Annotated in this window: 14 protein-coding genes and 1 tRNA gene; 13 read left to right on the forward strand and 2 right to left on the reverse strand. The window is 60.7% G+C overall.

Features of this window, described 5'->3' with window-relative positions; genetic code table 11:
- Positions 1-6: 6 nt before the first annotated feature.
- Positions 7-519 (reverse strand): tripartite tricarboxylate transporter TctB family protein, encoded by a 513-nt coding sequence (locus tag JOE65_RS06195; RefSeq protein ID WP_205162396.1) that lies wholly within the window; start codon positions 517-519, stop codon positions 7-9.
- On the reverse strand, positions 516-1,544 hold the full coding sequence (locus tag JOE65_RS06200) for a Bug family tripartite tricarboxylate transporter substrate binding protein (RefSeq protein ID WP_205162397.1): 1,029 nt from the start codon (positions 1,542-1,544) through the stop codon (positions 516-518). The genes JOE65_RS06195 and JOE65_RS06200 overlap by 4 nt, the downstream gene beginning before the upstream one ends.
- Positions 1,545-1,730: 186 nt before the next feature.
- Between JOE65_RS06200 and JOE65_RS06205 the strand changes: the two genes are divergently transcribed.
- From JOE65_RS06205 to JOE65_RS06265, 13 genes are all read left to right on the forward strand, one after another.
- Positions 1,731-3,551: a sensor histidine kinase gene (locus JOE65_RS06205; RefSeq protein ID WP_205162398.1), complete on the forward strand. Its 1,821-nt coding sequence runs from the start codon at positions 1,731-1,733 to the stop codon at positions 3,549-3,551.
- Complete coding sequence (locus JOE65_RS06210) at positions 3,548-4,216, forward strand: response regulator (RefSeq protein WP_205162399.1); 669 nt, start codon at positions 3,548-3,550, stop codon at positions 4,214-4,216. The genes JOE65_RS06205 and JOE65_RS06210 overlap by 4 nt, the downstream gene beginning before the upstream one ends.
- Positions 4,217-4,508: 292 nt before the next feature.
- A tRNA-Gln gene (locus JOE65_RS06215) sits at positions 4,509-4,580 on the forward strand.
- 110 nt (positions 4,581-4,690) lie between these two features.
- Complete coding sequence (gene glmU, locus JOE65_RS06220) at positions 4,691-6,208, forward strand: bifunctional UDP-N-acetylglucosamine diphosphorylase/glucosamine-1-phosphate N-acetyltransferase GlmU (protein WP_420827489.1); 1,518 nt, start codon at positions 4,691-4,693, stop codon at positions 6,206-6,208.
- The gene (locus tag JOE65_RS06225) at positions 6,205-7,191 is read left to right on the forward strand and encodes a ribose-phosphate diphosphokinase (protein WP_205162401.1); all 987 of its coding nucleotides are present in this window, start codon (positions 6,205-6,207) and stop codon (positions 7,189-7,191) included. The genes glmU and JOE65_RS06225 overlap by 4 nt, the downstream gene beginning before the upstream one ends.
- Positions 7,192-7,391: 200 nt before the next feature.
- A complete protein-coding gene (locus JOE65_RS06230; protein ID WP_205162402.1) occupies positions 7,392-8,012 on the forward strand; it encodes a 50S ribosomal protein L25/general stress protein Ctc in 621 nt (206 codons plus the stop codon).
- Positions 8,013-8,025: 13 nt separating this feature from the next.
- Positions 8,026-8,610, forward strand: coding sequence for an aminoacyl-tRNA hydrolase (pth, locus tag JOE65_RS06235; RefSeq protein WP_205162403.1), 585 nt, complete (start codon positions 8,026-8,028; stop codon positions 8,608-8,610).
- Between the two features lie 297 nt (positions 8,611-8,907).
- Positions 8,908-11,538, forward strand: coding sequence for a helix-turn-helix transcriptional regulator (locus JOE65_RS06240; protein WP_275587540.1), 2,631 nt, complete (start codon positions 8,908-8,910; stop codon positions 11,536-11,538).
- A 3-nt stretch (positions 11,539-11,541) separates the two neighbouring features.
- Positions 11,542-14,217, forward strand: coding sequence for a helix-turn-helix transcriptional regulator (locus JOE65_RS06245; RefSeq protein WP_338021561.1), 2,676 nt, complete (start codon positions 11,542-11,544; stop codon positions 14,215-14,217).
- A 478-nt stretch (positions 14,218-14,695) separates the two neighbouring features.
- Positions 14,696-16,249 (forward strand): sugar transferase, encoded by a 1,554-nt coding sequence (locus JOE65_RS06250; protein WP_239536634.1) that lies wholly within the window; start codon positions 14,696-14,698, stop codon positions 16,247-16,249.
- A gap of 92 nt (positions 16,250-16,341) precedes the next feature.
- Positions 16,342-16,947, forward strand: coding sequence for a DUF4352 domain-containing protein (locus tag JOE65_RS06255; protein WP_205162406.1), 606 nt, complete (start codon positions 16,342-16,344; stop codon positions 16,945-16,947).
- Positions 16,944-18,218 (forward strand): hypothetical protein, encoded by a 1,275-nt coding sequence (locus tag JOE65_RS06260; RefSeq protein WP_205162407.1) that lies wholly within the window; start codon positions 16,944-16,946, stop codon positions 18,216-18,218. Before JOE65_RS06255 ends, JOE65_RS06260 begins: the two co-directional genes overlap by 4 nt.
- The gene (locus tag JOE65_RS06265) at positions 18,211-23,667 is read left to right on the forward strand and encodes a PKD domain-containing protein (protein WP_205162408.1); all 5,457 of its coding nucleotides are present in this window, start codon (positions 18,211-18,213) and stop codon (positions 23,665-23,667) included. The genes JOE65_RS06260 and JOE65_RS06265 overlap by 8 nt, the downstream gene beginning before the upstream one ends.
- Positions 23,668-23,671: the final 4 nt, after the last annotated feature.

The following is a 23,671-nucleotide window of genomic DNA, read 5'->3' on the forward strand; positions in this document are numbered from 1 at the left end:
GAGTTCTTAGACCACCATTTCCAATAGTCCGGCCGGTAGGCGCACGCCGAGTAATTCGGTGAAGCCAAAGTAGATGATGACGGAGAACAGCACGGCGACGATGATGTCGCGGATCCACTGACGGCTGCCGGCGATCTTGGCAATGGCCAGAAAGAAGATTGTGGTAGCCAGGATGTAGCCCAGTGGTTCAAGGATGACGGCGTAAATCACCAGGCCGACGATGACGGTCCAGAGGGTACGCCAGTGCGTATCGGCGTGTCCCTCCGCGGCTTGTGACCGCAGCGCGTAGTCGGGTTTCGCCGTTGTCCTGATCAGGAAGGCCAAGCCGAATCCCACCAGGCCTACACCCACAATGATGGGGAAGAACCCTGGCTGCTGAGGCCCGAAGCCGCCCTTGGAAGCAATTTGGAAGGCCGTGAACAGGACCACCGCCGCGCCGAGCACTATGACGACGGCGGCGATCCTGGTTCCGAGCTTCCCATGTGAGAGACGCACGGAGTCGTTATTGCTGTGGGTCACTCGAGGATCCCCAGGTCCGTGAGGGTCTTGGTGATGTCCTTATCCTCTTGTTCGAGATAATCGCCGAACTCATCACCGGTCATGAGGTAGTCCTCCCAGTTGTTGGCTTCCAGAGTCTCCTGCCACTCGTCGGTATCGTGCATCTTTTCAATTATGGACACGACCGCTTCGCGCTGCTCATCGGAGATCTCCGGCGGTGCAACAACGCCGCGCCAGTTGGCAATAGAGACGTCATAGCCGGCCTCGATGATGGTAGGGGCGTCAACGCCCTCGATGGGTTCCTCACTGGAGACGGCCAGCAGGCGCATTTCGCCGGCGGCTATCTGGTCCGAGAATTCGGCAAGCCCGGATACCGCAGCAGTGACATCGCCGGAGAGGACCGCGGGAGTCAACTCGCCGCCGCCGGAGTAGGGAATGTAATTGATCTTGCTCGGTTCAATGCCGGTGGCCTCGGCCAGCTTGGCGACCAGAATCTGGTCTACGCCTCCCACCGATCCGCCGCCCCAGGCGATGCTGCCCGGATCTGACTTGAAGTCCTCCATGAGTTGCTTAAGGGTTTCGTACTTCGAGTCAGCTGGCACCGCAATGGCATCGTACTCGGCCGTCAGGCGGGCGATCGGCGTCGTGTTCTCTAGGCTGACCTGCGAGTCGGTCTGCTCAATGGCGCCAACCAGGATTTTGCCGATGACCATCAGTTGGTGCGGGTCGCCGGCGTTGTCGCCGACAAACTGGGTCAGACCGATAGTGCCAGAACCGCCGGGCACGTTATAAACGTCGCTGCCGGTTTCAATGACGCCGCCCTCGGTCAGGGACCGTGAAATAGAGCGGGCAGTCATGTCGTAGCCGCCGCCGGGATCAGCGGGAGCCATGATTTCGATGGCCTCAGTGGGGTAATTGGCAGCTGCTTCGCCGCTGCTTCCGCCACTGCTTCCGCCACAGCCTGTCAGCACCAGCAGCCCTGCTGCGAATGGTGCACCCAACTGTGCCAACCGGCGCTTCTGGGAGATGTTGCTCGATGTTCTCATGCTGTCCATCCTCATTGATGAAGGTGCGAATTCTTGCCATGGGCAGCCACTGAAGTGACGTGCACTACTGACGCTATAGTGGTCCACATCACAGCAGATGCTTTTGTCGAATTACGGTACATACTGCTTGTTGTTTAACTTCTGCTCATTTTGATCACATCACCCGTACCTCGGGGAGGGGGCACCATGAATCCGGAGACGGCGCATGGTTCCATCCGGACCAGCTCAGCTGCTGCGTCTGCCCCGGAGGGAGACGTCCAACCGCGGCGGAAACTCTGGCGAATCCGCCTTCCGGGACGGAACTTTGCAGCCCAAATCCTGTTGCTACAGCTCGCCGTCGTGGTCCTCGTGGTGGTGGTCACCGCCTCGGTGCACGGGTGGTTGACTTATCAACGTCTTGGCGAGGAAGCCGAGCACCGGGCGCTCTCGGTCGCCCGGACCGTTGCGACCTTCGGAGACGTTCGCGCCGAAGCTGCCCAACTCACTGCCGCCGATATTGCGCAGCTGCCGCGAAGCAGGCTGGCGAACGGACCGCTGGTCCCGCTCGCAAAGGACCTGGGTGCTCGTACCGGCGCGCTGTTCATAGTGATCACCGAGGACGAGGGCATGCGTCTCACCCATCCCAATCCGCAGCGGCTGGGCGAGCGCGTCAGCACTGATCCCACGGCAGCGCTCAATGGACGCGAAGTGACCAATCAGGAGCGGGGAACCCTTGGACTGTCAGCCCGCGCGAAGGTACCCATTTATGCGCCGGGTTCGGACACGGTGGTGGTCGGCGAAGTCAGCGTGGGTTTCGCCATCGAGGACATCCTGGACAACCTGCGCAGCGATATTGTTCCCGTTGCGTTGACTGCCGTCGGCGCCTTGGGATTCGGCGTCCTCGCGTCCTGGCTGCTGGGACGGCGGTTGCGCCGGCTCACACTTGGGCTGGAGCCGGAAGAAATTGCGGCTTTGGCGCAGGATCAAGAAGCGGTGCTGCGCGGTGTGGACGAAGGCGTGATCGGTATTTCCGCGGAAGGCCGGATTACGGTGCTTAACGCAGGGGCCAGGAGCCTGCTCGGGCTGAGGTCTCCCGAGGACCTCGTTGGCTGCCTGCTCGAGGAAGCAGGGCTACCGGGAGTGCTATCGCGGCTGGTGCGGCAGGCTACGCCTGAATCGCCGTCCATTGAACAAGTGATTGATTCCCGGGTGCTGATCCTCAGCGCACGGGCGGTTCAGCGCAGGGGCCACGGCCAGAACCTCGGCACGGTCATCATGCTGCGTGATCGAACTCAGTTGCAGTCCCTCACACGCCAGCTGCAGGCGGTCAGCGCAATGACCACTGCCCTGCGCGCGCAGCGGCATGAATTCGCCAATCGGCTGCACACGGTATCCGGACTGCTGGGCATCGGTGATTACCGCCAGGCTGAAGAGTATGTTGGTGGGATTCTCGCCACCGGCCCGCTGAAGTATCCGGTGGAGCAGGCGGAGCTGCTCGAGGACCCGTACCTGCAGGCTTTCATCGGAGCGAAAAGTGTTGAAGCGGCCGAACGCGGCGTCCACCTGCGGATCGGGCCGGAAACCCTCATGCGTGGAAGGGTCTCGGAGGCGCACGATGTCACTACGGTAATTGGCAACCTTATCGATAACGCCATCCATGCCGCGGTGCACGGCCGTAACACCGAACGCTGGGTAGAAGTGGAGGTGCTGGATGAATTGACGGACGTCGGTGGCACCCTCCACTTGGTGGTGGCGGACTCCGGAGACGGTACGGATGAAGCGACCCGGATTTTTACCGCAGGTTTCTCGACAGCCTCGGTAACGCCGCTCACTACTCACGGGCAGGGGGTGGGCTTGCCGCTGTGCCGACAGATCGCCCGTGACCGTGGCGGAGAAGTATGGCTTGCCGAAAAGGGGCGCACAGGCGGGCCGGGTGCTGTGTTCTGTGCTCGGCTACCAGGTACAGTGCAACGGCGGGAGGTTGCATCGGAGGAGACCAACACTGGACTGGATGGGAGGACCACATGAGCAAGGATCTGCAGGTACTCATTGTCGATGATGACTTTCATGTGGCCAAGCTCCATGCCGCGTACGTGAATTCAGTACCTGGATTCAAGGCGTTGACCCCAGTCGGCACCGCCGATTTGGCGCTACGGGCTGTCGGCACGCAACATCCTGATCTGGTGTTGTTGGACGTGTATCTTCCGGATGCGCTGGGTCTGGACCTTTTGCGGACGTTGGACACGGACGTCCTCATCCTCAGCGCCGCGGCGGAGGCAGTTTCCGTGCGCCAGGCGATACGCCGTGGGGCTATCGGGTATCTGATCAAGCCCTTTGCCGCCGAGCAATTAACGCAGCGGCTGCGAGCCTACGCCCGCTATCACCGTCTGCTGTCAGGAAGTCAGACCGTTGATCAGGACACTATAGAACGCGCCATCCGGACCCTAAATCCGGCCATGGGACCTGGCTTCAGCCGAGGCCGTTCTGCTACAGAGACGGCAGTGCTGGAGGCCCTGCAACCAGGCCAGCAATACTCAACTATTGCTGTGGCCAGGCAGATCGGTGTTTCCCGTGCCACAGCGCAGCGATACCTCTCCGCGCTCGTGGAAGACGGCACTGCTGAGATCCAGCTCAGGTATGGCAACACCGGGCGTCCCGAACACCGCTATGCCCGGGCTGAATATAGGCGCTGAGACGATGAGGAATGCAGACAGCAAATCCGGTCAACGCCAGCGGTTTCCCATGGGTTGCCCGGGGGAGAAGGAAGCCGCAGCAACAGCTACGGAGAGGCATTGCCGGTTTCCGAGTCGTGGCGTCCCATTGGAATCACCCTAGGTCCCTCAGCCCTGTTGTCACGCTTCCGCATGTCAGAAATGTCAGGTCGGCATCCGTGCCTGAATCACCTCATGACGGGGCCAACTCGCACGGAGACCGGCAGACGTGGCAAACTAGGTTACCGTGCGCGGGGCTCGGCTCCGCGGACAGTCCGCCCTGGTGTAATGGCAGCACCCCAGCCTTTGGAGCTGTGGAGTATAGGTTCGAATCCTATGGGCGGAACGCGTTCGGGAACACAGGGGCGGCACCATCGACAGGTAATATTGCCGGTGTCGGGTTTCCCGGCGGACTCCGGAAGTAAACCGGTCCAACTTAGGCAGGAGTGCCCCTTAGTGAGCGATCAGAATCCAGACGCACGCACCGAGCCAACCGGAAGTACCCACGCACCGCCGTGCGTGATCGTCCTGGCAGCCGGTGCAGGTACCCGGATGAAGTCGCGTACCCCCAAGGTTCTGCACGCCATTGGCGGCACCTCCATGGTCGGCCACGCGTTGAATGCGGCGTACGGGCTGGGCCCCCGGGCAGTAGCCGCCGTCGTCCGCCACGAACGGGATCTGGTCGCCGGTCATATCGAGTCCATGGACAAACGCACCATCATCGTGGACCAGGACGCGGTCCCTGGAACGGGTCGGGCAGTGCAGCAGGGGCTGGAATCACTCGACGGTGAGTCGGAAATTTCCGGAACCGTTGTCGTGACCTATGGGGATGTTCCCTTGCTCACCGCGCGCACGTTGAAGGATCTCGTTGACCATCATGAAGCGGGGCGGAACGCGGTCACGGTTCTCACGGCGGTTTTGGCGGACGCTACCGGCTATGGTCGGGTGCTGCGTGGTGAAGACGGCAACGTCGTCGCCATCCGCGAGCACAAGGACGCAACCGAGCAGGAACTCTCAGTCCGGGAAGTGAACTCTGGCATCTATGCCTTTGACGCTGCTGTTCTGCGTTCCTCTCTCCGGGAAGTAACCGCAGAAAACACGCAGGGGGAGATGTACCTGACAGATGTTGTTGAGATCGTACGTGGGCACGGCGGTCGTGTAGCCGCGTTTGTCATCGAGGATCGTTGGCAGGTTGAGGGGGCCAACGACCGCGTTCAACTTTCCGCTCTTGGACGGGAACTCAACCAGCGCGTGACCGAAGGCTGGATGCGTGCCGGCGTCACCATTGTGGATCCTGCCACCACCTGGATTGATGTCTCTGTTGACTTGGCGGAGGATGTGACACTGCTTCCGGGTACGCAGCTTCATGGCGCCACCGTAGTGCAGCCACATGCCGTCATTGGCCCCGACACCACCTTGACTGATGTGGAGGTTGGTCCAGGTGCTCAGGTGGTGCGCACTCAGGGCTCAGGCGCCCGCATCGGCGCAGGAGCGACGGTAGGGCCCTTCACGTATCTGAGACCGGGAACGGACCTCGGGGCGGACGGAAAAATAGGCGCGTTCTACGAAACGAAGAACGTTCGGATTGGTCGAGGCTCCAAACTCTCCCACCTTGGTTATGCTGGCGACGCCGACATCGGCGAATACTCGAACATCGGTTGCGGAAACATCACGGCCAACTACGACGGCGTCAACAAGCACCGCACGGTCATTGGGTCACATGTCAGAACCGGTTCCAATACCGTCTTCACCGCTCCCGTTTCCATTGGCGACGGCGCGTACACCGGTGCTGGAGCCATCATCCGCAGAGACGTCCCCCCTGGAGCGCTGGCACTGAGCATTGCTCCACAGCGCAACGCCGAGGGGTGGACTTTGGCAAAGCGTGCAGGCACGGCGGCTGCTGATGCAGCGGCCGCCGCACCGTCGAACAAGCCAAAACACACCGAATCCACGCAAGAAAGCGACCATTCATGAGCAGCGAAATTACCATCCAGGGCGAAAAGAAGCTGGTCCTCGCGGCGGGACGGGCACACCCCGAGCTCGCAGACGAGATCTCACGGGCACTCGATCTGGATCTGCTCCCCATCTCTGCTTACGATTTCGCCAATGGTGAGATCTACGTTCGCTCGAACGAAAGCGTTCGTGGTACCGATGTTTTCGTCATTCAGGCTCACCCGGCACCTTTGAATAACTGGCTGATGGAACAGCTGATCATGATCGATTCACTGAAGCGGGCTTCCGCCAAACGGATCACTGTGGTTTCACCGTTCTACCCCTACGCCCGCCAAGATAAGAAGGGCCGTGGACGGGAACCGATTTCTGCCCGGCTGATCGCGGATCTTTACAAGACTGCCGGCGCGGATCGCATCATGTCGGTGGACTTACATACCTCGCAGATTCAGGGCTTTTTTGACGGTCCGGTGGATCACTTGATGGCCATCCCGTTGCTGGCCGACTATATCCGTGGCCGGGTAGACGTGGCTAACGTGACCGTCGTTTCACCGGATACTGGTCGTGTCCGAGTCGCGGAGCAGTGGGCGGATCGCCTCGGTGGTGCTCCGTTGGCGTTCGTTCACAAGAGCCGGGACCTCACGGTTCCGAATCAGGCAGTTTCGAAAACCGTGGTCGGTCAGGTGGAGGGCCGTACGTGTGTGCTCATCGACGACATGATCGATACCGGTGGGACTATCTCCGGAGCTGTGCAGGTACTAAAGAACGCCGGCGCCAAGGACGTCATCATTGCCGCCACCCACGCCGTGTTCTCTGATCCAGCGGCACGCCGCCTGGCCGAGTCGGGAGCACGAGAGATCGTGGTGACCAACACGCTGCCCATCCCTACCGAGAAGCGGTTTCCACAGCTTACGGTGCTGTCCATCGCTCCGTTGATTGCTCGCGCCATCCGCGAAGTGTTCGACGACGGTTCGGTGACCAGCCTGTTCGACGGCAACGCGTCCTGAGGTCGCTGGAGGTCAGCGCCTGCTGGTAGAGTGGTTGGCGATGCCTAGGCGAGGGAGGCTCGGGAAACCGACCCACTCCGTTATCGACGGTGGCAAATGCATGGTTTCTTCACGGGCTCCTGCGCCATTGTTCCGGCAACAATTACCGAGACGGCAGTCAGGGACGGCCGTCACATGGATCAAGGAAACCAGGAGTCAACATGGCTGAGCAGAAGCTCGTCGGCGAACTACGCACAGAATTCGGCAAGGGCCCAGCCCGGCAGGCACGCCGCGCAGAGAAAATCCCCGCAGTGATCTACGGCCACGGAGCAGAAGCTCTGCACGTGTTGCTGCCCGGCAAAGTAACAACGCTGGCGGTTCGTAAGTCAAACGCGCTGCTGTCGATCAGCATTGATGGTGAAGAGCACCTTGCCTTGGTCAAGGACGCTCAGCGGAACCCCGTGAGCCAGATTGTGGAGCACATTGACCTGCTTACCGTTCGCCGCGGAGAAAAGGTTCAGGTTGAGGTTTCTGTCCATATTGAAGGCGAAGTAAAGCCTGGGGCAGTTATGAACCTTGAAGTTTCCACGGTTCTCGTGGAGGCAGAAGCCACCCACCTTCCGAACCAGCTGACCGTCACGGTCACTGGCCACGACGTCGGAGACCACGTATACGCCTCGGACGTCATCCTTCCGGCCAACGTGGAGATGCTCACGGACCCCGAGACACTGGTTGTCAACGTCTCATCACCGGTTGTCGAGGACCTCGGCGGAACTGAATCGGCTACCGGAGAGGCAGAGGGTGCTGAAGGTGGGGCTGCTCAGCCTGCTGCGGCAGAGTAGGCAGTCGCCACCGATGGCAGAGAATGCCTGGCTTGTAGCCGGGCTCGGTAACCCCGGGCCCGGCTACAGCCGTAACCGGCACAATGTCGGTCACATGGTGGTGGACGAACTTGCGCGTCGGGTTGGCGGGAAATTCAAGGTGCACAAGGCTCGCGCTGAGGTTGTCGAGGGCAGGTTGGGTATTGGTGGGCCCCGTCTGGTCCTGGCCAAGCCCTCTACCTTCATGAACGTCTCGGGTGGCCCGGTTTCCGCCCTTGCTCGGCTCTTCGGAATACCGCTGGAACGCATTATCGTTATTCACGACGAAATCGACATTCCGTTCAATACGATCAAGCTCAAACGTGGCGGTGGCGAAGGTGGTCACAACGGCCTGCGGGACATCAGCAAGGCCGTGGGCAGCCGGGACTATCTGAGGGTTCGCGTGGGAGTTGGGCGTCCCCCCGGACGCATGGAAACCTCCGATTATGTGCTGAAGGATTTCGGCACCGTGGAGAAGAAGGACCTTCCGATGCTGCTCTCCGATGCCGCAGACGCAGCCGAACTGTTGGTCACGGCAACGTTGGAGGAGACGCAGCAACGGTTCCATTCCATAGGATAGAATCTATCTCAGCCATAGTGGCCCCAAAGACCGGGGTCGACGTTGGGCGGCCTCTGAGACTGGGCCACCCCCATCCCAACGTCGACCTCTTTTTTTGTGCGCTCTGACGGTTCGTCGAAATAGCTAAGAGGACGTTTCAAGAGGTAACGATTAGATAACAAACCCACTATATGTTAGCGCCGCGACGTACCCTCTGGATAGCAAGTCGTCTATGGGGGGACGAATTTTTAGCTTCTTCTGTACATCCACCTGATCCGTCCGATCAGACGTGCGGCGAGGCTACTACTGGGGCGGGTAATGGTGCTTGGCGTGTGGCCTCTGGGAGGCCGAGACAACTTGGTACGACAGATGCGTAATAGTCTGGAACCCTCCGATGGTCACGGGGTCCTTCTGACTGGCACCGCGGGTATCGGAAAATCCGCACTCGCCCGTCGAGTCCTCCAGGATCTGCAGGACACCGCCCACGTCGTCCATATTCGAGCGTCGGCGTCACTACACCAAACGCCACTCGGCGCACTCAACTTGTTGCGGTCACATCTGGACCCGCGCTTGGCGGAGAACCCACTCCTGGTGGTCTCGGCACTTGAGGGCCTCCTCGCATCGACAACTGAAAAACCAGTCATCCTGCTCGTGGACAATGCCGAGGAGCTCGACGCAATGTCGGCGTCTGTTCTTGCACAACTTGCCTGTGTTCCGTTCGTGAAGCTGGTGGTCGTTTGTCAGTCATTGTCGCGGGCACCACAAGAGTTCTGTGGACTGTGGCAGGACGGTCAGCTGACACGCATCGAGGTTCCACCGCTGACGTTTGATGAAATGCGGCAATTACTCTCGATCGTTCTCGATGCCCGGATTGCTGCCTCAGCGGCACACTTCCTCTGGTCCAGTAGCAACGGGCATCCCCAATACGTCCAGGCCATGACGCAAGAACTGATCGAGTGCGGCCAACTGGGCCCAAATGCCGAGGGTATTTGGGTTATGAATGGGGCTCACCCTGACTTCGGTCATCGCCTCGCCTCGGCGGTTGCAAGCAGGCTGCGCGGCTATGACCCGGAATCCCGGACTGTCATGGAACTTTTGGCACTGACGGGTGGGCTTCCGTTGGACTGTCTGCCGGAGAACACAGGTCAAAAAGCCTTGGACGTGCTGCAGGAAGACGGTCTGATTTCATTCGATCGCTCTGAACCTGCGGCTGCCCGGCTGACTGACCGGGAAGTGGCCAGAGCGGTGCGTGAAGCAGTCCCGTTGGGCCGGAAACACTCTATGTTGAGGTCCATGCTGAGCCATGTGTGTTCCCTCACCACTGATGACCTCCTGTGGCAGGTGGAATACGTCGGCTGGCGATTGGAATGCGGCATGGCTGTACCGGACGAACGCCTGGTTGCGGCCGCTGCTGAAAGCAACAACCGCAGGGACCCTGTAAACGCGCTCTGGTTTCTGCAGAGAGTACCGACGCACCGACGTCATGCCGCCGTCGTGCTGGAAGAAGCGCATGCCCACGTTTTGTTGGGTGATTCAGCGGCAGCAATCCACATTCTCGACGATGCCGCTGATTGTGAGGCGTCGTTGTCGGAATGGGTGCACCTGGAACTGCTCCGCGGTACCCTTCTCCAGCGTCACCAGCAGAGACACGTGGAGACGCAGGGGATCCTCCGGTCCGTGCAGGAGCGTCTGGCAGGAACGCGAGGCGGACCGGTCACCGATGATCTGCGGGCGTGCTTCGCCGCGGTCGACATCGAACATGCTGGCTTTGAAGGACGGCTGCAGGACATGGAACGAGCCGCCGCAGAGCTGACGCTTCCCGCCAACGGACTGGACGCGAGTTGGCGCCTTCGTGCCGCGGCCTGGCAAGCGGAAGTAGCGGTGCTCATGGGCCAGCAGGAAGTGGGTCTAGCCAAGCTGAACGTCGTCATCGAACGGATGTTGGACGCCCGCGTGGACCAATCAGAATGGGAGAACGCGCAGGCAGTCGTGGTCAACACTCTGGTTCTCGCGGGGCGTTGGCAGGAAGCAGCACAAGATGTGCGGCAGTGGAGGACGCGACACGAACTCCCGCACTCCTACAGCGGTATTGAAACAGACCTCGCTGAAGGTGTGCTGCATGTTTTAGCGGGTCGCGGTGGGGAAGCACTGGAACGGCTTGAGTCCGTCACCAGCCAGCTGACAACTCCAGACTCCTCGTTCTTTCGAGCACGGATCGAAGCGGCGACCGCCTATGCACATGCACTCCAGGGGAACCTGTCCATGGCCACTACACACTTGAGGCGTGCTGAAAACACTCAGGGAAATCCGGCATGGGTGGAAAAGCAACTGTTCAATTATCTCTATTGGATGGCCGTGGCAGCGGTGGAAGACACTGACCGAGCCTCGCATCAATTGCTCAACTTCGCTGATGAAAATGCGGACAAGGCAGCGGGAGCGTTTGAGCTCATGTTCCTCTTGGCCGCGGTCATGCTCGGACGGAGAGAAGAGGCCACCCGTCTTGCTGAAACCGCGCAACGGCAGCAAGGGGCGTTCGCTCGAGTGGCGCACACCTACGCGATGGCACTGCTCAACCGCAGTCCTCGGCAGCTCACCGAGGCGGCCGAACGCGCCCTCGACATGGATTTCGCTCCGCTGGCCCTTTCGGCAACGCAAACGGCGCGCGAATGGGCAGAGCCGGGAGATGGACGGGACATTGCAAAGCGCACTGACAGAGCGTTCATGCGAGCCGAAGCAATCATTAACAACGTCAATACCACTATCGATCCCCTCGGAGTCCTCACGGCAGGTGAGAGACGAATTGCCGATCTCGCCGCCAACGGAACGCCCAGTAAGGAGATCGCGTCGATTCTGAATCTGTCCAGCCGCACGGTGGACGGGTACCTCAACCGCACCTACTCCAAGCTCAACCTTTCCGGGCGGACCGAACTTCGTTCAGTCCTGGGATAGCGGGTGCACACAACCGACCCTCCCGCTACCCAGTATCCTGGCCGGGAGAACGTGATCTCGGAAGTATTGCGTTCGATGACGGACAGCACCACTCACGGGGTGCTGGTTGTCGGTGAGACCGGACTGGGAAAAACGTCTATCGGACGGCGGGTAGTTGAGGAACTGAGCACGTCCGTTCGAGTACTCCGCATTGCCGGCAATTCAACACTGAGCAACATTCCCTTTGCCGTACTCGGTCCGTTGCTACGCGATCTGCCGCTGGATCGCGAGGCAACACCGCTGGTTGTCCAACGCACCATTCTGGCATTTCTCGGTATCTCGGCCGGAGATATCCATACAAAGCCCCGTGCCCTCTTCGTCGTTGATGATGCCCACGCCATGGATGATTCATCCGGTGAGTTGTTGGTGCAGCTCGCCGCTTCCGGGGCAGTCAAGCTCCTCATCCTCAGCAGACCTGCACCCGCCCCGCCGCAGGGCTTCTTATCGCTGTGGCACGATGGGATGCTCTCACGGCACGATCTCGTCTGCTTGAATATCGACGAGATCCAGGAATTGTGTGTAGAAGTACTCGGTGGTGAAGTGACCGCGGCTATCACCACGATGATGGGCGAGGCTTCAGGTGGCAATCCCATGTTCCTGCGACATCTTCTGGATCAGGGCAGACGCTTGGGGCACATCATCAAACGCAACGGGGTCTGGTTGCTGGTGGGGGAACCGCCGTCGCCTGGGACGGACCTGACGGATCTGGTGCGCAGTCACCTGCGCCAGCGCAGTCCTGCTGAGCTGGAAGCGCTGGAACTGATTGCTCTTGCCGGGCCAGTGGCGCAGAGCGTGCTGTTCTCGATCGCGGACAGCGATGCTCTCGATACACTGCACGCAGATGGTCTTATCCGCTACGGGCACGATCCCGAAGCGCTCGTGGATATTGGGCATCCACTGTATGCAGAGGTGCTGCGGACCCGCATTCCCGCGTCGCGAAGCCGGCAGCTGAGGGAGCGTTTTCTCGAGCTCGTAGGACCCCGTACCAATTCCATGGATCAGTTGTTCAGGCAGGTTGACTGGGGGCTCGACTGTGGTGCACGCGTTGAGGATGACCAACTTCTCAAGGCAGCAGTCATGGCCAACAGGCTTTATCACCCAGCGTTCACCCTGCGGGCCGTGGCCGCCATCCGTAGCGAACGGTATCGCGAGGCCGCACTCGTCCAGCAGGTTCGTGCGCTCATCATGCAAAATAACCTGGGGTTCGCGCGGGACGTTGCTGATGAACTGCTGGCGACCACACAGCGTGTGCGCATTGCCAAAGCTGCCGTTGTGATTGGTGCTGACATCCGGCTACGTGCCGGTGATTCCGCGGAGTCAGTCTGCGTACTTGCCGATGAGTGGGAGCGGGCCCTGATCAGGATTCGTGAAACTGCCGTGCAGGCGGATATGCCCATTGTCGACAGGGGATTGAGTATAGGAGTCAGAGCACTGCGGGCCTACGGATTCAATCTGGAGGGGCGCTTTCGCGAGACAGCCGGGGCTCTTGAGGACATGGTGCGTGATCCGGCGTGCAGTGATGAACTGCGCGTTGTGGTCCTGGCTCTGCTGTGTGAAGCGTGGGCGTCAACGGGAAAGGCCGTCCAAGGGGTGGACGCGGGTCGTGAAGCGCTCCAGCTGATCGCATCGCACAGGGGCCGGTTTCTGGACTATTCCGATTTCGTGGTGGTACGTCATGGGATGGCGTTGCTCATGGCGGGTGAGTGGCAGGAGCTGACAGCCGCAGTGGGGGAACACGTGCGGTCCACGCAGCGTGGTGTGATTTATCTGGGTGGGACAGCTGACCTTCTCAAGGGCTTGATCCATCTGCGTCAGGGTCGTTCGGGAACTGCATTGCGTTATTTGCGACTCGCCGTGGAGGCATTGGGACAGTCCGACGTCGCTCAATTACTTCCGCTGGCCACCGGACTGGCGCAATATGCGGCCTTTTTTGGAGGTGACGAGGCGGCAGCGCAGGGTTATCAACGTAAGCTGGAGGCACTGGCCGGGCAGGGATCACACCGGAACAGTCTGATTGTTGCCGCTTGTAGCGCGGCTACAGGATCCCTCGAACACGGCGTGGCAGCCGGCATAGTTGCTCTGCACGGCGTTGCTGAGGCAGCACGAGAGCTCAATATTGCCTCCGTTGAAGCGATCGCGCTAGAAATGGCTTTCCACCTGGGCGACAGTAAGGGCTTGAAGAGGCTAGCGGCTGTCAGCGGAACCGCGGAGGGCCGGGAGGCAACCGTCATCAACAACGTAGCGCTGGCATTCCTGTCCGAGGATCCCTCCCGACTCGCCGCGGTCTCCCGGCAATCCGATGACGAGGGTTACGTACTCCTCGCAGCTGAGTGTCTCGTGGAGGCTGCCATCATTTTGGAGGGACGAGGTGAGTCCAGGGCGGCCAAGGCCTTAAAGCCGGGAATCCGAGAGCTGGTGGCTCGCGTGGACGGAACACAGGTTCCGCGGCTCATCGTTCATGACACAACAACGGTCCTAACAGCCCGTGAACACGATATCGCACAGCTGGCCCGCAACGGCTACTCGAACCGTGACATCGCTGAGCGTCTCAACGTCTCAGTTCGCACCGTTGAGGGGCATCTGTACCGAATTTTCGCGAAGCTCGGAGTTGCCCGCCGAGAAGACCTCAGCGTTGGATAACGCCCGTTCTGAGTAGTCCCAAGCACCCTGCAGGCACCGGCATACCCAATGCGAGTAGTCGGTAGGTGTTCGTAGCCGCCCGTAGCGTGGATACCTCGAGAAAGACGGGTAGCCGGTACTCGAGATTCTGCCCCCGATCCTTTCTAGGCTTTATCCAGGAAGCACATCCACACCGCTTCCACTGGGTAAAAAATAATTGGGGTCTCGACATGCTTAATCATTTCTTTCTTTGCCACAACGCGCTATTTGTTCCGTCCACGGACGGCAGAGCGCACCGGACGCACACCACTGCAGCGGACCTTTCACGGTCCTCCTGTCGGGTGCGTCCTCTACAGACGGAGCCGGCGGCGTTAGAGCCTTCCGAGACCAAGGCTTGTCCCCAGCCGTCGTCGGCTCCTTATTCATCAACTGGGGCTCTCCAGGGCAACGCAGTTGCGTTGCCCTGGAGAGAATGTACTCGCGGGGCACGGTGCCAACAATGACGGAATATCGGGAATTCTTTGTTCCACACACAGGGTGGAGCCTCCAGCCAAAGACCACGCCAAAACCGGCCTGGCCCGGCGATGTGGACGAACACAAAAATTTACCGTCCATCACCCCGGCAAGCACGAAAACCGTCACCGGTGTTCCCTGGCGGATGCGCTACCAGGCGTCTCTGCGCATCACGGACTTCGTGATCATCGCCGCCGCCGCAATCCTCAGCGCGAACCTGCTCGGACGTGGCGTCGAAAGCACGGAGGTGGCTTTCGCACCCTCGTTTGCAGCATTGGCAGGACTCGTCTGGATTGGCATGATGTCCGGTTTCCGAACCCGTGATGCGCGTATTTTCGGCGTCGGAGCTCTGGAGTACAAACGAATTGTTCACGCCAGTGCCGCCACCTTCGGGGCCTTCGCCGTCGTCGTCGTGCTGACCGGCGTCCAGGACTACCGAGGCCTCTTTCTCGTCACTTTTCCCACCGGCACTCTGGCGTTGGTCGGCAGCCGGTGGATCTGGCGGAACTGGCTGACCAAACAACGCGAGTATGGGCACTTCCTGTCCCGCGTAGTGGTGGTCGGGCGGCTTCAGGACGTCGAATACGTGAGCTCCCGTATCGCTAAAACCGCAGGAGCCGCCTATGACGTGGTGGGCGCAGTTGTTGAGGGCCCTTGCCCTGGGGACCGGCTCGGCGGTGCGGTGCACGGCATTCCACTGACCAGGGGCCTACGCAACGTTGAGCACACCGTCGCGGAGTCGGGAGCCGACGCCGTCATCGTGGCGGGACAGCTCCGCAAGGGAGGCAACTGGGTACGGGAACTCGGCTGGAACCTCGAACGCTCCGGGACCGAACTCGTCGTGGCATCTTCGCTGACCAATGTCGCAGGGCCTCGGATTCAGATGCGGCCCGTGGAGGGACTGCCGCTGATGCACGTGGAACTACCTCAGTTCACCGGTGGACGACACGTCGTCAAGCGTTGCATTGACATCAGCGCGGCCCTGCTGGCGCTCATTGTCCTGATGCCTTTGCTGCTGACCCTGGGCCTGCTCGTCGTCCGCGACAGCACCGGCCCTGCACTGTTCCGCCAGGAGCGAGTGGGAAGGCAAGGTGGAACCTTCCGAATGCTGAAGTTCCGCTCCATGGTCACCACAGCCGAAGCAGATCTTGAAAAGCTGCGCAAGGAAAATCAGGGCAATGGTGTTCTGTTCAAGCTGCGCGAAGATCCCCGAGTGACCCGTGTAGGCACGTGGATGCGCAAATACTCGCTCGATGAACTACCTCAGCTCTGGAACGTCGTCAGGGGAGAGATGTCGCTCGTGGGCCCGCGCCCTCCGCTGCCCAGCGAAGTGAACTCCTACGCCGGACATACCCACCGCCGGCTCTACATCAAACCCGGGCTGACCGGCCTGTGGCAGATTAACGGGCGCTCCGATCTGGACTGGGAAGAGAGCGTGCGGTTGGACCTCTACTACGTGGAGAACTGGTCCGTCACCGGAGACCTCATGATCATGTGGCGCACCTTCAAAGTGATGCTCAAGCCGGAAGGGGCTTACTGATGCGTAGCTGGGGAAACAGTCTAGGAAAGGCAGCCGCGGTGCTATTAACCGCTGCACTCTTGAGCTCGTGCTCAGCCGGTACCGATCCGTCCGTGAAAGGTTCAGCGTCGCCCGGCACGACAGCCAATGATCAGGCAGCAAGTCAGATCAAAGGGCAGAACAGCAACAAAGTAAAAGACCCCAAGCCGACGCCGGAGCCGGGCGATCCGACAGGACCCAAAGGGGGGCCGGCTTTTGAGGCGAAAGAATCCGCCCCGGCACCCGTGGAGCGCGGTAAGTCAGCGGCCAAAAATCGAGTCAAGGCAGCCGAGGCGAACTTTCGGAAGCCAGTAAAGTTCACCGATGGCGTGAGCGTCAGCACCGGCGGGTTTCTGCACGGAACCATCGAGGGAGAGGGCGCTGGCATTGTCCAAGGAGCTCCCTACGTAGTCATCGACGTAACCGTGCGAAATAGCTCGAAGAAGCCGTTCGACGTCTCAACTGTGGTTCCAACCATGGTCTATGGGGACGCCAGTATTGCCGCGGCACCCCTGTACTCGGGAGTCGAAGTACAGGATCTGTCCGGGACCGTCGCCGCTGGCCAGGAGCAGAAAGCCCGCTACGCATTCCAGGTTCCGGCCGATGCAGCAAAGGGCACGCTCTACCTCGATCTCAACGGGACTCACCAGCCCGCGGTATTCACCGGGGACCTACCGTGAAATCAACGCTGCCTTTCAGCTTTCGGGGAGCCGCAGGTGCCCTCGGCGCACAGTCCAGTCAAGCGGCCGGCAGCTTCGTTATGCTCACCATCGCTGCCCGGACACTAGACCTAGAAGGACTCGGCCGACTCGCGGTCCTCTACGGGGTGCTAGTACTCTGTGCAGCGCTAGCCAGCGGTTTCGTCGGAGATTCCCTGACCGTCCTGGATCGGGCGTCACGCCCGCTGCGTGCAGGGCTGGAACTCTGGCTCCTCATCCTGGGCGGCGGATCCGCCGTCGTCGTGCCCTTCATCTGCCTCATCACGGGCTTCACATCGCCGGTGGAATCGCTGCTCCTTTCAGTGCTGATCGCAACCTTTGTCGGTGCAGAGATCATGCGCAGAGTGCTGATGGCGAACCTTCTCTTCCCCCGCATCGTCGTCTCCGACACCGTGTCGCTGGTCATCGGCGTTGTCGTCATCGTCCTCTGGGCCGGATCTGGGCAACTCAGTCTGGCCGCCTTCCTCCTCGGATTCGGGTTGGGGCGCCTGGGAGCGACCGTCTGCTCGATCCTGCTCATCCCTGCATCTGAACGGTTCCTCGTCCCGCTGCGGGAGGCCGACTGGCGCGCCGTTGCCGCATACGGCAGCTGGCGTGCGGCGCAGGCAACTCTTCGACCGGCACTGATGACCGGCATCCGCCTCAGTCTGGTCTTCATCGTGGCCCTTGCCGCAGCAGGTCAACTGGAAATCGCCAGGATCTACGCAGCGCCCGCCATGCTGTGCGTAGGCGGAATGTCCTCCTATCTGTTCGCCTCGTTCGCACGAGCCAAGACGTCTTCCATGCGCCGTATGCTCGCTCAAGCCGACCGCGGAGTGGTGATCCTGCTGCTCGCGACAATGGCGATCACCGCTGTAGCGCTGGCCGCACTTCCAGTGACCGGAGAGCTGCTCACAGGCAGTGACCCGGACTTCATGGCGGTCCTCGGGTGGCTCGCCTATGCGACTTCCGCCGCTGCCGTCACACCCTATGGCGCCCTGGCCGCAGTCCGTGCCAGTCCGCGGCGGGTTTTCACGATCCGGCTACTGGACACCACAGTGTCTCTGGGCGCCGTCGTCGTGGTCCTACAGCTAACCGGCGCCTTCGAGTTGGCACCGCTTGTAGCAGCTATCGGTTCAGTCGCCGGTGGCATCGCTCTCCGCTTCTTCCTGTTGGCGCCACTCGCACGCGTCGACGAGGACAACACTTTCACCACATCACTGCACGGAAGGCAGTTGGGCACCCATGTATAAGAATCCGGCACCCGGTTTCACCCGCACTCGACGCGGCACTCTGCTCAAACGTGCACTGGCAGTGCTCGCATCCTTCTCCCTCGTCGCAACGTTCGCGACGGCGATGCCGGCCATGGCCGCTGGCGAACCAGAAGCCGCCGCGCCATTGCCAGCCACCGTTAGCGCCGACCTCCTGCGGACGCCGCAGATCAACGGCGTCGTCTGGAGCGTTGCGGTCAACGGCAACACCGCTTACGCAGTGGGAGCCTTCACCCGGGCCAGGCCATCTGGTGTAGCTGTCGGCGGAGCAGGGGAAGTTGTCCGGAACAACGCCATGGCTTTCGACATCCCCAGCGGCACGATCCTTCCCTGGAACCCCAACTTCAATGCGCAGGCCCGAACCGTGGACATCAGCCCGGACAAGACCCAACTGTTCGTCGGTGGCGACTTCACGGCAGCCAGCGGTCAAGCTCGTAGCAAGATCGCAGCCTTCAGCATGGCCAACGGCGCGCTGAACCCGAACTTTCAGACCAGCGTCGGTGGCACAGTCCTGGCCATCTCCATCACCGCGGACACCGTCTACATCGGCGGCTCCTTCGGCAGCGTAGGGGCGGAGTCCCGCTCCAACCTTGCCGCCTTGAAACGCTCCAATGCCGAGAGGCTGCCGTGGGCTCCTACCACGGACGATATTGTCCACGGAGTGCTGGCCACGGCGGATAACAGCCGAGTGGTAGTCGGTGGCCGGTTCCAGAATCTCAACGGTGCGCGCAAGATCGGGATCGGTGCCGTGGATGGCTCAAGCGGCGCAACGATTGCGTGGGCCAGCACACCTATCCCCGCCACGCAGGGGACCAACACCTCCTGGGTCACGAACATGATTCTCCGCGACGGTGTTGTTTACGCCTCCGCAAACGGCATGGGCGGACACTGGTTTGACGGACGCTTCGCCGCTAAATTCGATACCGGCGACCTCGTCTGGCTGGATAATTGCTATGGAGCCAGCACTGACATCACGGTCATGGGCAAGGTCATGTACAGCGTTTCCCACGCCCACGACTGCACCTCAGTGGGGGGATTCCCCGAGGAAAATCCGCAGGTATGGAAGCGCGCGCTCGCTGAGACCATCTATCCCACCGGAACGGATCAGGCGCCGCCGTCGAATAATAGCTCGTATTCGGGCCAGCCGGTGCCCACACTGCTGCATTGGTATCCCAGCATCAATACCGGTTTCTACACCGGGCAATATCAGGGTGGTTGGGCCATGGACAACAACGGCACGTACCTTGTCACAGCCGGTGAATTCACCAGGGTCAACGGTGCAAATCAACAGGGCTTGGCTGTTTTCGCTAACCGCGACACGGCACCGAACAAAGTCCGGCCCGAGTACACCCCTGACCTCAAGCCATCAGTACTTTCGCTCTCCAGCGGTACGGCCCGCGTTGCATGGCCTACCACCTGGGATTACGACGATGAGACGCTCACCTACGACGTTCTCAGGGACAACAGTCTGACGCCCGTGGGTTCGGTAGAGCAGGCATCCATTTGGTGGAAGGGCAAGAGCCTCGGGATCGTGGACAAGGACCTTCCTGTTGGTTCAACGCACACCTACCGGATCAGGGTTAGCGACCCCTCGGGTAACCAGTACATTGGTCCCCGCTCAGAGCCTCTGACAATTAGCGATGCCCAAACGGGGCCTTATGCCACCATGATCAAGACCGATGGCGCCACCTCCTACTACCGCCTTGATGAACCAACCGGGCCAGTGGTCTACGATCATGCAGGCTTCTCGGATGCGGATGCTGGCAACGGCGTGAGCCGTGGGGCAGGCGGTGCTGTTGAAGGCAATGCCGCTTCGGTTCTCAGCGGATCGTCGTCGGCCAGTATCACCGGACGCACCTCGCAGCCAGCACCGGACACGTTCACAGCAGAGGCCTGGTTCAAGACCGGCACCAATTTTGGTGGTCGCATCATCGGGTACGGGAATTCGCGCACCGGCTCCTCCGGCAGCTATGACCGGCATGTATATATGGATAATTCGGGCCGGATCTGGTTTGGAGTGTGGACCGGACAGGCCTCGACTCTGAACACAGCCAAGACGTACAACGACAATGAGTGGCACCTGGTGACTGCGTCAATGGGTGCTGAGGGAATGGTACTTTCCATTGACGGCGTGCGGGTGGGCCAGCGTGCGGATACCACCAAGGGTCAGGCCTACGACGGCTACTGGCGGATCGGACACGACAACCTGAACGGTTGGCCAAGCCGTCCTTTGTCTACTGGCATTGCAGCAGACATCGATGAAGTTGCCATCTACCCGACCGTGCTGGACCGGAGTACCGTCGCTGCGCACTACAACGCCAGCGGTAGGACAGCGGACATTCCGGCTCCTCCCACTGATGAGTATGGCAAGGCCGTCTACGCCGATGATCCGTCCATCTACTGGAAGCTCGACGACGCTGCCTCCAGTACGGGCGCCGCGGACACCAGCCTGTCCAATAACGACGCCCGGACAGAGGGCACCGTGACCAAGGCCGTGGCAGGAGCTATTCCAGGCTCCGGCGGTACGGCCTTCGGTTTCAACGGTTCCGACGCCATGGCTGCAGCCACTCAATCGGTGACGAATCCGAGCGTCTACTCAGTAGAAGCCTGGTTCAAAACCACCACGGACCGTGGCGGCAAGATCATCGGTTTCGGTAATTCAAACTCCGGCCTCTCTTCCAATTACGACCGACACGTCTACATGCAGGATGACGGGAAGCTGGTGTTCGGAACGTACACGGGAACCACTCACACGATCACCACTGACGGCGCGTTCAACGATGGCACCTGGCACCATGTGGTGGCCTCACAATCCGGGACCGGTATGAAGCTGTATGTCGACAGCGTCCTTAAAGGCACCGATCCGGAGACCGGCGCTGAACCGTACACCGGTTACTGGCGGATCGGCGGAGACCGCACCTGGGGTTCGGCGAGTTCCTGGTTCAACGGCGCCATCGATGAGGCTGCTGTCTACACCCACGAACTCAGCCATGAACGGGTGAAAGCGCACTACGCCTTTGGTGGTTTGGTCAACCAGAATCCGACGGCCGCGTTCGAGTCAGCGGTGGACGGTCAGAACGTGGTCTTCAATGGCGAATCATCAACGGACCCAGATGGTTCCATCGCCAATTGGGAGTGGGACTTCGGTGACGGCACAACCGGCACAGGAGACAACATCCAGCACCAGTACGACGGCGTCAAAACGTACACCGTGAAACTCACGGTCACCGATAATGCAGGAGCCAAAACCACGCTCTCGCAGGACGTGACAACTGAGTTGGCCAACCAGTTCCCGACGGCTTCGTTCACACAACAGAGCACTGGACTGGCCGCGTCGTTTGACGCAACGGGTTCCGCAGACGCGGACGGCACCATTGCCGCCTACAGCTGGGACTTCGGTGACGGAGCTACAGAGACTGGGGCGACGTCGTCGCACACCTACGCAGCCGATGGCACTTACTCGGTAACTCTGCAGGTCAGTGACGACGACGGCGATTCGACGTCGTTGACGCAGGACATCACCGTGACCAATGGGGCGCCGACGGCGTCTCTGACAGCAGAGATCTCAGCGCTGGACGTGACGTTTGACGGCGGGGGATCGACGGACTCGGATGGCACCATAGCCGCCTGGGCCTGGGACTTCGGTGACGGAACCACGGGCACGGGTAAGACAGCGAATCATGTGTACGCGGCTGCCGGAACGTATGAGGTCGCCCTGACGGTCACAGATGCACTGGGGGCCACGGGCTCAACGACCACCAGTATCACTGTTGACGCCGCCAACCAGGGGCCGGCAGCAGCATTCACGTCGGAGGTTCAGGATCTGGCCGTTACCGTGGATGCGGCGGGGTCGACCGATCCTGACGGAACGATCGAAAGTTACGCCTGGAACTTCGGTGATGGGGCAACGGCTACGTCGGTAACGGCGTCGCACACCTACGCTGACGCCGGAACCTTTTCAGTGACCCTGACGGTAACGGACAACCGAGGCGCTTCGGCAACCAACACTGTTGACGTCACGGTGACCGCCCCTGCGCCTGAGCTACCTTCAGCGGCATTCACTTCTTCGGTGAATGGCACTACAGCCGTATTCGATGCCAGCGGTTCTAGTGCACCAGCAGGCAATATCGCCGCTTACGAATGGGATTTCGGTGATGGGACTGCCGGCACCGGCGTCACACCATCGCATGCGTACGCGGAAGCTGGCCAGTTCACCGTCACTCTGACGGTCACCGATAACGTTGGTGGCAAGGGGACAGTCAGCCAGGAAGTGGTGGTGGAGAGCGTCAGCGCACCAGTAGCCAGCATCGAAACCGTCGTCACTGGACGATCCATCGCTGTCGACGGTAGCGGATCCACCTCCGGCAACGGCAACATCACCTCCTACGAGTGGGACTTCGGCGACGGCACCACAGCATCGGGCGCGACGGCGGACCACACCTATGGTGAGGACGGAACCTACACGGTGCAACTCACCGTGACTGACGCCAGTGGAGCGACATCAACAACAAGTTCGCCCATCGAAATCAGCAATGCACTACCGGCTGCGGAATTTACCTCCACCGTCAACGGACTCAAGGTCACCTTCGATGCTGCGGCTAGTAGTGATCCGGACGGCACAGTAACCGGATATACCTGGAGCTTCGGTGACGGGGCTACCGCCACGGGAGCAACGGCAGCACATACATATGCGGGAGCCGGAGACCAAGAAGTAAGCCTCACCGTCACCGATAACTCCGGTGGTACCAACTCCATCACTCGAACCGTCACAGTGGCAGACCCCGATCCGGAGCCGTTGGCCTACGTGAAGGACTCCTTTACGAGAACGGCTACAAACGGCTGGGCGTCGGCGGAAACGGGCGGCGCATACGGCTACTTCGGATCGTCGTCGACGTTCACAGTAGACGGCGGCGTGGGCCGAATCCGCATGGCCAGTCCAGGATCCGGACCATCGGCGTACCTGAACTCGGTCTCTTCGACGGACACCGAAATTCGGGTGGGGCTGGGCAATGACAAGGCGGCCACCGGAGGCGGAATTTACGATTACGTGATGGTCCGCGATGTGACCGGAGAGGGTGCCTATCTAGCCAAAGTTCGTTTTCGGGCCAACGGCGACATTGCGATCAGCCTCAATCGGGGCGAGACGTACCTGACCAACGAGACGGTCATCTCCGGTCTGGGCTACCAGCCGGGCGACCAGCTGACTCTTCGGGTCCAGGCCGTGGGCACTTCACCAACAACGCTGCGCGCAAAGATCTGGAAAGCAGGAGCCGCAGAGCCTGTTCAATGGCAGCTGACAGCCTCGGATAACACATCTGCAATGCAGGCTCCTGGCCGGATTCGTTTCAAGTCATATCTGTCCGGCAGCTCAACCAACGCCCCCGTGCACTCCCTCTGGGACAACGTGTGGGCCGGTCGGACGCAACCATGAACAG

Source organism: Arthrobacter roseus (assembly GCF_016907875.1).
GTDB lineage: Bacteria > Actinomycetota > Actinomycetes > Actinomycetales > Micrococcaceae > Arthrobacter_J > Arthrobacter_J roseus.

What these genes read in the sequence shown, in the direction of transcription:
- JOE65_RS06200 (WP_205162397.1), bottom strand. Translation starts at nt 1,544, where the DNA reads ATGAGAACATCGAGCAACATCTCCCAGAAGCGCCGGTTGGCACAGTTG.
- JOE65_RS06205 (WP_205162398.1), top strand. Translation starts at nt 1,731, where the DNA reads ATGAATCCGGAGACGGCGCATGGTTCCATCCGGACCAGCTCAGCTGCT.
- JOE65_RS06210 (WP_205162399.1), top strand. Translation starts at nt 3,548, where the DNA reads ATGAGCAAGGATCTGCAGGTACTCATTGTCGATGATGACTTTCATGTG.
- JOE65_RS06225 (WP_205162401.1), top strand. Translation starts at nt 6,205, where the DNA reads ATGAGCAGCGAAATTACCATCCAGGGCGAAAAGAAGCTGGTCCTCGCG.
- JOE65_RS06230 (WP_205162402.1), top strand. Translation starts at nt 7,392, where the DNA reads ATGGCTGAGCAGAAGCTCGTCGGCGAACTACGCACAGAATTCGGCAAG.
- pth (WP_205162403.1), top strand. Translation starts at nt 8,026, where the DNA reads ATGGCAGAGAATGCCTGGCTTGTAGCCGGGCTCGGTAACCCCGGGCCC.
- JOE65_RS06240 (WP_275587540.1), top strand. Translation starts at nt 8,908, where the DNA reads ATGGTGCTTGGCGTGTGGCCTCTGGGAGGCCGAGACAACTTGGTACGA.
- JOE65_RS06250 (WP_239536634.1), top strand. Translation starts at nt 14,696, where the DNA reads ATGACGGAATATCGGGAATTCTTTGTTCCACACACAGGGTGGAGCCTC.
- JOE65_RS06265 (WP_205162408.1), top strand. Translation starts at nt 18,211, where the DNA reads ATGTATAAGAATCCGGCACCCGGTTTCACCCGCACTCGACGCGGCACT.